The following is an 11,375-nucleotide window of genomic DNA, read 5'->3' on the forward strand; positions in this document are numbered from 1 at the left end:
ATCTCAACAAAGCGCTGACAAACCCAAGCAAATAAGCCCTTATAAACGAGTTATTCTGATAAATAAGTTGTTCTGATAAGCGAACTCTTCTTAAGAGAAGAGGGCCTTATCAATAAACGTTATAGACAAAAAATTGTTATCCATGGAGTGTGGTAATCATGAAAAGAGTGTTAGCCCTGTTGCTGTGTAGTTTTTCTGTCGCTGTTTTGGCTGCGCCAAAAGAGGAGTTGAGCCAACGCCTCGCGCTGAACGCTGGTTTTAGCGCTACCTTTGCCCAGCAAGTGATCAGCCCTGAAGGTGATATTGTGATGGAAGGTCAGGGGAAAGTTGATATTGTTCGGCCAAGCCTTTTCCGTTGGCAAACGACCGCTCCTGATGAAAACTTACTGGTGTCTGATGGTAAAACCTTGTGGTATTACAGCCCATTTATCGAACAAGTGAGTATTTATAATCAAGAACAAGCGACGGAACAAACTCCTTTTGTGTTGCTGACTCGTAATCGCGCCAGTGATTGGGATCACTACAAGGTTGCACAAAACGGTGATGATTTCACCCTAACGCCAACCGCGGTAGATTCAAACCAAGGGCAGTTTCAGATAGCGATTGATGAGAAAGGGATCGTGAAAGGTTTTAACGTGATTGAACAAGATGGGCAGAAGAGTCTGTTTACGTTTAGCGATGTACAACTAACACCGGCCGCCAAAGCGCGTTTCACGTTCCAGATCCCGCAAGGTGTCGAGGTTGATGATCAACGTAATTGAGATAGGGACTAAGGCGTGAGCAATTATAGTGTGGGTAACTACAGCAGTGTGGGTAACTACAGCTTAGATTTTTCGGGTGATGAAGATTTCCGTCCGTTGGCCGCGAGAATGCGCCCTCAGACGGTTGAGCAGTATATTGGCCAGCAGCACATTTTAGGTGTGGGTAAACCCTTGCGGCGTGCATTAGAGGCTGGTCATATTCATTCGATGATCTTGTGGGGGCCGCCCGGTACGGGTAAAACGACCTTGGCTGAAGTGGCGGCGAATTACGCCAATGCAGAGGTTGAACGTGTTTCTGCGGTGACTTCTGGCGTTAAAGAGATCCGTGCTGCCATTGAAAAAGCACGCGAAAATAAAATGGCGGGTCGACGTACTATTTTGTTTGTAGATGAAGTGCATCGTTTTAATAAATCTCAACAAGATGCCTTTTTGCCACACATTGAAGATGGCACTGTGACTTTCATTGGTGCAACGACAGAGAATCCCTCTTTTGAACTCAACAACGCTTTGCTATCTCGTGCTCGGGTGTACAAATTAACCTCGCTGGCTAGCGATGAAATTTTGCTGGCGCTCAATCAAGCAATCAACGATGCCGATCGCGGTTTAGGTAAAGTCGCAGCGCAGTTTATGGATAACGTGCTCGAACGTTTGGCTGAATTGGTCAATGGTGATGCGCGCATGTCACTCAATTATCTTGAGCTGCTGTACGACATGGCCGAAGAGAATGCGCAAGGTGAAAAACTCATTACGCTCAAACTGTTGGCCGAAGTGGCAGGCGAAAAAGTGTCGCGCTTTGATAATAAAGGCGATATTTGGTACGACCTTATCTCTGCGGTGCATAAATCGATTCGAGGTTCCAACCCCGATGCGGCGCTGTATTGGTCGGCCAGAATGATCGCAGCAGGCTGCGATCCACTTTATATCGCTCGTCGTTTATTGGCGATAGCTTCGGAAGATGTTGGCAACGCCGACCCAAGAGGCATGCAGGTGGCGCTCGCTGCTTGGGACTGTTTTACCCGCGTTGGTCCTGCGGAAGGTGAACGTGCTATTGCACAAGCGATTGTCTATTTAGCGTGCGCGCCCAAAAGTAATGCCGTGTATAGCGCGTGGAAGCAAGCCTTAGCTGATGCGCATAATTTGCCAGAGTATGAGGTGCCGCCTCATTTGCGTAATGCACCAACCAGTTTGATGAAAGATCTTGGTTATGGAGCACAATATCGCTATGCCCACGATGAACCGGGAGCTTACGCGGCTGGCGAAAGTTATTTGCCGCCTGAAATGAGCGATACACGCTACTACCAGCCAACAAATCGAGGTTTAGAAACCAAAATTGGTGAAAAGTTAGATTACTTGGCTAGTTTAGATGCAAAAAGCCCACAAAAGCGCTATGAAAAATAGTCTCTTTTCGTTATCTTTGTCGGGTTCAATTTTCTCTACGCGTCGCTCTTATTAGAAAGGGATGCAGGCGCGTTTTTCATAACTAAAAGCATAGGATTAGCAATGCTGGATTCTAAATTACTTCGCACTGAGCTGGATGAAACAGCTGCAAAATTAGCGCGTCGCGGTTTCAAACTCGACGTTGAGACAATTCGTCAACTTGAAGAACAACGTAAGTCCATTCAAGTAGAAGTTGAAAATTTACAATCCTCGCGCAACTCCATCTCCAAAGAAATTGGCCAAAAAATGGCCGCCGGCGACAAAGCGGGCGCAGAAGCAGTCAAGCTACAAATCGGCTCTCTAGGCAGTGACTTAGACGCGAAAAAAGCGCAGTTGAATGACATCCAAGCACAATTGGATGCGATTACTATGTCTGTACCCAACGTACCAGATGAATCGGTTCCTGACGGTAAAGATGAAAATGACAACGTAGAAGTTTCTCGTTGGGGCGAACCTAAAACTTACGATTTTGAGCTCAGAGATCACGTTGATCTTGGCGAAATGGCCGGTGGTTTAGATTTTGCTAGTGCGACTAAAATTACTGGCGCTCGCTTTATCGTGATGAAAGGCCAATTTGCTCGTCTGCACCGTGCGATTGCTCAGTTCATGCTGGACTTGCACACACAAGAACATGGTTATACAGAAATGTATGTCCCTTATCTTGTCAACGCTGACAGCCTGTTTGGTACTGGTCAGCTACCTAAATTTGGTCAAGACCTATTCCATACTGAGCCACTAACTGAAAAAGTGAATGATGAAGAGCCACGTAAACTGTCTCTTATCCCAACGGCTGAAGTACCGGTAACAAACTTGGTGCGTGACACCATTTCTGACGAAGCCGATCTGCCACTTAAAATGACGGCTCATACACCTTGTTTCCGTTCTGAGGCGGGATCGTATGGTCGCGATACACGTGGTCTTATCCGTATGCACCAATTTGATAAAGTCGAATTGGTTCAGATTACGCGCCCAGAAGATTCAATGGCGGCGCTGGAAGAGTTAACCGGTCATGCGGAAAAAGTGCTGAAATTGCTTGAACTGCCGTACCGTAAAGTGGTGTTGTGTGCAGGTGACATGGGCTTTGGCTCTCGCAAAACTTACGATCTAGAAGTGTGGGTTCCTGCGCAAGGCACATACCGTGAGATCTCCTCTTGCTCAAACATGTGGGATTTCCAAGCGCGTCGTATGCAAGCCCGTTTCCGTCGCAAAGGCGGCAATAAACCTGAGCTTGTACACACGCTGAACGGTTCAGGCCTTGCTGTGGGTCGTACTATGGTAGCCATTTTGGAAAACAACCAACAAGCCGATGGCCGTATTGCCGTTCCTAGCGTACTGCAACCATACATGGGTGGCGCAACGCATATCGGTTAATCATGATGCGTTAAACACAGTAAAAAAACCGACTTGCGAGTCGGTTTTTTTATGCATCAATATTCTATGTCGGTTCTATTTAAGCCCCATCGATTTGAAAGCATTGCGAATTTTGCAATGCCACCGCTACAGCGTTGATCAGTTTTTCAATGTCATCTACTTGGCTAATAAACGGTGGCATCACATAGATTAAACAGCCAAAAGGACGGATCCAGACCCCTTGCTCAACAAATAGCGCTTGAATGACTTCCATATTGACAGGGCGATGCGTTTCAATCACGCCGATAGCGCCCAGCCAGCGCGTCTCTTTTACCATCTCAAAACGGTTAAGCATGGGCAGTAAATGAGCAAATTGCGCTTCAATACGCTGGGTTTGCTGTTGCCAATCGCCCTGTTCGATGAGCTCTAAGCTAGCGCAGGCGACGGCGCACGCCAATGGATTAGCCATAAAGGTTGGCCCATGCATAAAGCAGCCCGCTTCGCCAGCACAAACCGTATCGGCGACTTGCTTGGTCGCCAGTGTGGCCGAAAGCGTCATATAGCCACCCGTTAAGGCCTTGCCGACACATAAAATATCAGGTGCGATATTAGCGTGCTCACAGGCGAAGAGCTTTCCAGTACGGCCAAACCCAGTTGCAATCTCATCGGCAATCAGTAGCAAACCATATTGATCGCAAAGTGCACGCACGCCTTTTAAAAACTGAGGATGATAGATACGCATACCGCCAGCACCCTGCACAATTGGTTCTAAAATTACCGCCGCAAGCTCTTGATGAGCGTGCATTATTTTCTCTCGAAAATCATCGAGATCGCGTTCATCCCACTCATCCCAAAAACCGCAAGTTGGCGAATCGGCAAAAATATGCTGCGGCAAAAAACCTTTGTAGAGCGAATGCATCGAGTTATCTGGGTCAGTGACTGACATTGCGGCAAACGTATCGCCGTGATAGCCATGACGTAAGGTGAGAAATTTCGCTCGTGGTTGACCTTTTGCATGCCAGTATTGCAGCGCCATTTTTAAGCTGACCTCCACGGCGACAGAGCCAGAATCGGCTAAAAATACGTGCTCAAGATTGCTTGGCGCTAATGCCAGTAATTTTTTACAAAGCGTAATGGCGGGTTGATGTGTGATACCGCCAAACATCACGTGTGACATTTTATCAATTTGCTGATGCGCAGCGTAATTAAGGTGTGGATGGTTATAACCATGAATAGTTGCCCACCAAGAGGACATTCCATCAATCAAGCGTCGCCCATCTTCCAAATAAAGATGGACACCTTGAGCGTGAGTGACGGGATAACAAGTCAATGGCGTCAGCGTTGAAGTGTAGGGATGCCAGATATGTTGGCGGTCGAAGAGTAAATCCATGATCAGTCCATATTACTGAGTTTGTTTGAAAATTAATCAAACGTAAACTTGTGTTTTCTTTGGTTGTTGACAGTTTATCGCTTGTCAGTAGACTAGCCAAGCAACAAAATAATAAAACTGAATAAGGAAGAGATGTGGAAGTTCGTCATAACTGGACCGTTGCTGAGGTGAACGCACTGGTCGAAAAGCCGTTTATGGATCTACTGTTTGAAGCGCAGCAAGTACATCGTCAATACCATCCCAAAAATTATGTTCAGGTCAGCACGTTACTTTCTATTAAGACGGGGGCGTGTCCTGAAGATTGTAAATATTGCCCGCAGAGTGCGCATTACCGGACTGATGTTGATAAAGAACGGTTGATGGAAGTCGAGCGGGTGTTAGACGCGGCGCAAAAAGCGAAGCGCTCTGGCTCGACCCGCTTTTGCATGGGAGCGGCGTGGAAAAACCCGAAAGCGCGTGATATGCCTCTCTTGAAAGAGATGATCAGTGGCGTGAAAGAGATGGGCTTGGAAACGTGTATGACGTTGGGCATGCTAACGCCTGATCAAGCAAGCGAGTTGGCCAGTGCAGGGCTTGATTATTACAACCACAACCTAGATACCTCACCTGAATACTATGGCAACATTATCACCACCCGAACCTATCAAGATCGCCTTGATACCTTATCGCACGTGCGCGATGCAGGAATGAAGATCTGCTCTGGGGGAATTATCGGTATGGGAGAGAGCGCTAATGACCGCGCTGGCCTGTTGGTGGAATTAGCGAACTTACCAACCCATCCTGAAAGTGTACCGATTAATATGCTGGTCAAAGTGAAAGGCACACCGTTAGAGCAAGCCGAAGATGTCGAAGCGTTTGATTTTATTCGTCTGATTGCCGTTGCTCGGATCATGATGCCACAATCGTCGGTGCGTTTATCGGCTGGACGTGAAAATATGAATGAGCAGATGCAAGCGCTGTGCTTTATGGCAGGTGCAAACTCCATTTTCTACGGTTGCAAGTTGCTAACGACTCCTAATCCTGATGAAGATAGCGATATGCAGTTATTTAAAAAACTGGGTATCAATAGCCAACAAGTGAGCCAAAAACCGGATGAAATTGCAGAAAATGAGTTGCTTGAACGTGTCGTAAAACGGGTGGCAGCTCGTCCTACTAAAGATGATCTTTTCTACGATGCCAGCGTTTAATTCACGTATTTCAGCGGCGCTCAGTGCTCGTCACGATCTTGGGCTTTCTCGTTCTCTTATCGAGCTTGAGGGAGGCAACCAGGTTCGATTGTGCAAAGATGGCCGCCAGTATCTTAACTTTTCCAGTAACGATTACCTTGGCCTTGCACATGACTCAGAATTGATTGCCGCTTGGCAGCAAGGGCTGAGTATGTATGGTTGCGGTAGTGGCGCATCTCCTTTGGTCACAGGCTTTAGCTCAGCCCATCGCAACCTTGAAGCCAAATTGTGTGAGTGGTTGGGTTATGAGCGGGCCATTTTGTTTGGCTCAGGTTTTAGTGCCAATCAGGCACTGCTGTTTAGCTTGCTCAACAAAGATGATTTGCTACTGCAAGATAAACTTAACCACGCCTCTTTGATGGAAGCAGGAATGCTTTGCGCAGCCAGTATGAAGCGTTTTCGGCACAACGATGTCACTCATCTTAAGCAACAGTTTAACCGCGATAGTCATATGTTAGTGGTGACTGAAGGGGTCTTTAGCATGGATGGTGATTGTGCACCGCTGTGCGAAATCACGGATGCACTGCAAGGTGAAGCGTGGTTGGCAGTCGATGATGCACACGGCATCGGTGTTTTGGGCGAGGGTGGGGCAGGCAGTTGCAGCGCGGCAGGAATAAAACCACAGCTCTTAGTGGTGACCTTTGGCAAAGCCTTGGGGTTATCGGGTGCAGCTATCTTATGCAATCAAGAGGTGGGTGACTTTCTTACGCAGTTTGCTCGTCACCACGTCTATTCTACAGCTATGCCGCCAGCGCAAGCTTATGCAGTAACTCATGCTATTTCAATGGTCACTCAGCAGCCGTGGCGCAGAGAAAAACTGACTGAGCTGCAAGCTTATTACGCTGAATCCATGCAAGGTTTCGATGGCTATGTTGAAACGCTAACGCCAATCAAACCCTACCTTGTTGGTGAGGCGCAAACAGCATTGAATATCGCCGAACAATTGCGACATAGCGGGTGTTGGTTGACCGCGATTCGCCCACCAACGGTGGCTCAAGGCCGTGCCCGATTGCGTATCACTCTAACCGCCAATCACACTATTGCTGACATAGAGCAACTAACCACACAACTGCAACGTGCGCTACAGGAGAGCTGAATATGTCACAAACTCATGCCATAGAGATAAATACGCTGCATGACAAAGCCGCCATTGCCCACTCTTTTAGCCGCGCGGCAAAGCATTATGATGTACATGCCGCTTTTCAACGTGACGTAGGGCAACGTTTATTGGACAAAATGCCGCGCAATCTAGTAGGGAAAAGAGTGCTCGATCTTGGTTGTGGTACGGGCTATTTTTCAGAGCAACTGCGGCGTAGAGGGGCGTATGTGGTATGTGTTGACCTCTCCAGTGAGATGCTAGTACAAGCTAAAATACGTTGTGGTGATGTTGGCGTCACCTACTATCAAGCCGATGCTGAGGCGCTTCCTTTCGCCAACGCCTCTTTTGATTACGTTTTTTCTAGCTTAGCGCTGCAGTGGTGTGATGACCTTGTTCTACCACTGCGACAAATTCACCGCGTATTGAAACCACAAGGGATGGCTTATTTTTCGACATTATTGGACGGTTCGCTGTTTGAACTGAAACAAGCGTGGACAAAAATTGATACACATCAACACGTCAATGATTTCATCACACTCAATCAGGTAAAAATTGCGTTAGCGCAATCTCACTGTTACCACCATCAACTAGACTTGCCTTCGATCACAGTTTGGTATGACAAAGCTTTTTCCTTGATGAGAGATCTTAAAGGAATTGGTGCAAATCACGTAAGTGGACGCTCACAAGGGTTAACAAGCCGCAGGGCTCTACTGCAAATTGAGCAGGCATACCAAGCATTTCAAAACCATCAAGGTCTTCTACCTGCAACTTATCAGGTTTGTTTAGGGGTTATACATCGATGATTGATGCATTTTTTATTGCGGGTACGGACACCGACGTTGGAAAAACGGTCGCTTCAAAAGCGATTCTACAAGCATTAGCCGCCAAGGATTTGGTGACTATTGGCTACAAACCCGTTGCCGCTGGTAGCGAAAAAACGGAATTTGGCTTACGCAACTCAGATGCATTACATCTGATGAAAGCGGCAACCAAAGAGATGCCCTATGGTGATGTGAATCCATATTCTTTAGCGCTCCCTACATCACCACATATCGCCGCAAAACATGAACACGTCGAGATTGATTATGGCGTGCTCAGTAGCAAATTAGCTAAGCATAAAGCGAATGCTGACATTGTGTTGATCGAAGGTGCTGGTGGTTGGCGCGTTCCGATCTCCGATACGGACTGCTTGTCTACTTGGGTTAAACAAGAACAACTACCAGTGGTATTAGTGGTAGGGATTAAACTAGGTTGCTTAAGCCATGCAATTTTAACAGCGGAAAGTATTATTGCCGACGGGTTGAAGATTGTTGGCTGGGTAGCCAACCGAGTGAACCCCGGAACTGAGCATTACGCTGAAATTATTGCAATGTTGGAATCGCGCATTCCAGCACCTAAGCTTGGTGAAATACCCTATGTGCCAACGGTAAAACGGCAACAAATTGGTAAGTATATTAATGTTGATCCGCTGCTTGCGTCAGAGTAAGCGATGTGAATCGGCCAAAGGGCATCTCTTAGCGAGATGCCCTTTTTTGATCAAGCAGGTTATTACCGCAGCTTATTGACGGGGGTTTTCGCGAACTGAGCTAAAACAACAAAAGCGAGCACCAGCAAGTTAGCAGCATAGATGACCACTAGCCACTGTGGCATGGAAAGCGTTAAAAATTGCCATACCACTTTCGAACAGTCACCGTAAGCTTCGAACATCCAAGGTGCCCATTGATTGAGTGGTGCCCAGCTGGGGAAAGAGACAAATAAATCACAAGTGGCAAAAGGAGAAGGGTTGAATTGGTAATCCACATGTTGCAGAGCTAAGGTCAAACCTTTATAAGCACTGGCTCCCCAAGTAACGAGTCCAATCCAACGAACAATCGGATTATTGGGTGCGATTAAGCCAAGCAGAGCTGCTCCGCCAATTCCTAGCATCGCCACACGTTCATAAATGCACATCACACACGGCGCGAGCATCATGATGTGCTGAAAAAAAAGCGCACAAGCCTCAAAAAAAACCACAAAAAGAAGTAATAAAAACCAAGATTTTCTCGATTGAGAGAACAGTTTCAGAGTAGAAAAAAAAGTCACATTCAATACCTGTAAAGAATAAAAAGCCCTGATAGTTCAGAGCTTTTTAACTTAGATAAGTTTCATTATCAACCGAATATTTTAATGCCCGGCAGAGATGGCTTGAACTGCTTTGGCTGAATGGTGCGTAATCCACCCTAAGTCATAAAAATGCGCAGTCATGGGTTCAACTAAGAAGACAATGCCAAACAGGCCAACTAATGCCAATACAATCGTGTAAGGCAGAGCCATGATGACCATTTTGCCATAAGAAAGGCGGATCAATGGTGCAAGTGCTGATGTTAATAAGAATAAGAAAGCGGCTTGACCGTTTGGTGTTGCTACTGACGGTAAGTTCGTACCTGTGTTAATCGCGACAGCCAATAAATCGAATTGGTCACGTGTGATAACACCTTCTAGTAGCGCTGTTTTGACTTCATTAATATAGACAGTGCCAACGAAAACGTTATCCGAAACCATCGACAAAAGCCCGTTAGCCACATAGAAGAGAGCAAGCTGAGCCCCTTTATCTTCAACATTCAACACAGCATCGATAACTGGTTTAAAGAGTTGTTGATCGATAATTACGGCTACGATGGAGAAGAATACCGCCAGCAGCGCCGTAAAGGGTAGGGCTTCTTCAAATGCTTTGCCTAGCGAATGTTCTTCTATCACACCAGTAAATGCTGTCGCCAAAATAATAACTGAAAGACCAATCAATCCCACTGCCGCTAAGTGCAGTGCCAATCCAACAATCAGCCAGACAGCAATAGCGCCTTGGATCCAAAGTTTTGCGACGTCTTGATTGGTTCGATTTTTGCGCTCAGCCGTGTCAAAATCGACCAGAATTTGACGAACGTTAGCGGGTAATTCTGCGCCGTAACCAAATAGCTTCAGCTTTTCAACTAACACACAGGTCAAAATGCCACAGAGAAAAACAGGTACGGTTACCGGAGACATACGGATGATAAACTCGCCAAAAAACCAACCTGCTTGATCGGCGATGATCAAGTTTTGTGGTTCACCAACCATGGTCATCACCCCGCCTAAAGCGGTACCTACGCCAGCATGCATCAGTAGTGAGCGCAAAAATGCACGATAGTTTTCTAGGTCATCACGTGTTAGTTCTGATATATGCTCATCTTGAGTATGGTCATGAGCGGAGCTTGTCCCTTGTCCCGATGCCACTTTGTGATAAATCGAGTAAAACCCGACGGCGACACTGATGACCACAGCAATAACTGTTAAGGCATCCAAAAATGCAGACAGGAAAGCAGCTGTAATGCAAAAGGCGACCGAAAGCATCGCTTTTGAACGAATACCAAGCAGTATTTTGGTGAAGATGAACAGCAATAGCTGTTTCATGAAATAGATACCAGCCACCATAAACACCAGTAGCAGCAAAACTTCGATGTTATTCACAAGCTCATGTTTTACTTGCTCTGCACTGGTCATCCCAATGGCGATAGCTTCGATAGCCAGTAAGCCACCAGGTTGTAGGGGATAGCATTTAAGCGCCATCGCTAGGGTGAAAATGAATTCAACCACAAGTAGCCAACCAGCAATAAATGGGTCGACCAAAAAGAAAACAATCGGGTTGATAATGAGAAAAGCAATAATGGCAACTTTGTACCAGTCAGGGGCTTTACCAAGAAAGTTCTTGAGAAAAGCGCTTCCGAGGGACATCGGCATGGGTAGTTCTCTTACTGTTGAGATGATAGACGCTGTCAGCTTATCTTTAATTCATTATGTGAAGTGGCCAAATAGAACGTGTTAAACACGAAAACAGTATCTATCGGCAATGTTCTAGCGAAACAACAAACCGTTTAGGGATTATGGTTTTACCAAGACACTCCTTGAGTGAGACAAGCAATCCTTACTTCGACCGTCACTCTACTCCGCAAGCTTTTTTAGTCAATAATAATCAGGTTATTGATAAAACACTTACCGATATTTTGGTCAAAAACGCGATCAAAGTTGGGTAAGCATAGCATAAGAGTTGTGAAAAATTCACGCCGAGCCGTATTTTGAAGTGGAGTTAAGGTAATAGG

At 46.3% G+C, this 11,375-nt stretch carries 10 protein-coding genes; 7 read left to right on the top strand and 3 right to left on the bottom strand.

Going from position 1 to position 11,375, the window contains the following annotated elements:
• Positions 1-158: 158 nt before the first annotated feature.
• The 3 genes from lolA to serS all read left to right on the top strand — a co-directional run bounded on the left by lolA (position 159) and on the right by serS (position 3,569).
• Positions 159-761 (top strand): outer membrane lipoprotein chaperone LolA, encoded by a 603-nt coding sequence (lolA, locus tag B9J84_RS01195; protein ID WP_026027187.1) that lies wholly within the window; start codon positions 159-161, stop codon positions 759-761.
• 48 nt (positions 762-809) lie between these two features.
• Complete coding sequence (locus B9J84_RS01200; protein ID WP_026028684.1) at positions 810-2,159, top strand: replication-associated recombination protein A; 1,350 nt, start codon at positions 810-812, stop codon at positions 2,157-2,159.
• A 102-nt stretch (positions 2,160-2,261) separates the two neighbouring features.
• Complete coding sequence (gene serS / locus B9J84_RS01205; protein WP_013856507.1) at positions 2,262-3,569, top strand: serine--tRNA ligase; 1,308 nt, start codon at positions 2,262-2,264, stop codon at positions 3,567-3,569.
• Positions 3,570-3,648: 79 nt separating this feature from the next.
• Here serS and bioA read toward each other — a convergent pair whose 3' ends face one another.
• Positions 3,649-4,938, bottom strand: a complete 1,290-nt coding sequence (gene bioA / locus B9J84_RS01210) for an adenosylmethionine--8-amino-7-oxononanoate transaminase (RefSeq protein WP_094123342.1) — start codon at positions 4,936-4,938, stop codon at positions 3,649-3,651.
• 134 nt (positions 4,939-5,072) lie between these two features.
• On the opposite strand from bioA, the gene bioB reads away from it, so the two are divergent.
• The 4 genes from bioB to bioD are packed head-to-tail and all read left to right on the top strand — an operon-like array spanning position 5,073 to position 8,749.
• The gene (bioB, locus tag B9J84_RS01215; RefSeq protein ID WP_094123343.1) at positions 5,073-6,125 is read left to right on the top strand and encodes a biotin synthase BioB; all 1,053 of its coding nucleotides are present in this window, start codon (positions 5,073-5,075) and stop codon (positions 6,123-6,125) included.
• Complete coding sequence (gene bioF, locus B9J84_RS01220) at positions 6,097-7,260, top strand: 8-amino-7-oxononanoate synthase (protein WP_094123344.1); 1,164 nt, start codon at positions 6,097-6,099, stop codon at positions 7,258-7,260. The genes bioB and bioF overlap by 29 nt, the downstream gene beginning before the upstream one ends.
• 2 nt (positions 7,261-7,262) lie before the next feature.
• A complete protein-coding gene (gene bioC, locus B9J84_RS01225) occupies positions 7,263-8,066 on the top strand; it encodes a malonyl-ACP O-methyltransferase BioC (RefSeq protein ID WP_013856511.1) in 804 nt (267 codons plus the stop codon).
• Positions 8,063-8,749, top strand: a complete 687-nt coding sequence (gene bioD, locus B9J84_RS01230) for a dethiobiotin synthase (RefSeq protein ID WP_038148451.1) — start codon at positions 8,063-8,065, stop codon at positions 8,747-8,749. Before bioC ends, bioD begins: the two co-directional genes overlap by 4 nt.
• 62 nt (positions 8,750-8,811) lie before the next feature.
• Here bioD and dsbB read toward each other — a convergent pair whose 3' ends face one another.
• On the bottom strand, positions 8,812-9,351 hold the full coding sequence (gene dsbB / locus B9J84_RS01235) for a disulfide bond formation protein DsbB (RefSeq protein WP_094123345.1): 540 nt from the start codon (positions 9,349-9,351) through the stop codon (positions 8,812-8,814).
• A gap of 75 nt (positions 9,352-9,426) precedes the next feature.
• A complete protein-coding gene (gene nhaB, locus B9J84_RS01240; protein ID WP_013856514.1) occupies positions 9,427-11,016 on the bottom strand; it encodes a Na(+)/H(+) antiporter NhaB in 1,590 nt (529 codons plus the stop codon).
• Positions 11,017-11,375 lie beyond the last annotated feature (359 nt).

Source organism: Vibrio sp. V03_P4A6T147 (assembly GCF_002241085.1).
Taxonomy (GTDB): domain Bacteria; phylum Pseudomonadota; class Gammaproteobacteria; order Enterobacterales; family Vibrionaceae; genus Vibrio; species Vibrio anguillarum.

Excerpts from the sequence above, each read along its gene's own strand:
- lolA (WP_026027187.1), top strand. The coding sequence starts at position 159 with ATGAAAAGAGTGTTAGCCCTGTTGCTGTGTAGTTTTTCTGTCGCTGTT.
- serS (WP_013856507.1), top strand. The coding sequence starts at position 2,262 with ATGCTGGATTCTAAATTACTTCGCACTGAGCTGGATGAAACAGCTGCA.
- bioA (WP_094123342.1), bottom strand. The coding sequence starts at position 4,938 with ATGGATTTACTCTTCGACCGCCAACATATCTGGCATCCCTACACTTCA.
- bioF (WP_094123344.1), top strand. The coding sequence starts at position 6,097 with ATGATCTTTTCTACGATGCCAGCGTTTAATTCACGTATTTCAGCGGCG.
- bioC (WP_013856511.1), top strand. The coding sequence starts at position 7,263 with ATGTCACAAACTCATGCCATAGAGATAAATACGCTGCATGACAAAGCC.
- bioD (WP_038148451.1), top strand. The coding sequence starts at position 8,063 with ATGATTGATGCATTTTTTATTGCGGGTACGGACACCGACGTTGGAAAA.
- nhaB (WP_013856514.1), bottom strand. The coding sequence starts at position 11,016 with ATGCCGATGTCCCTCGGAAGCGCTTTTCTCAAGAACTTTCTTGGTAAA.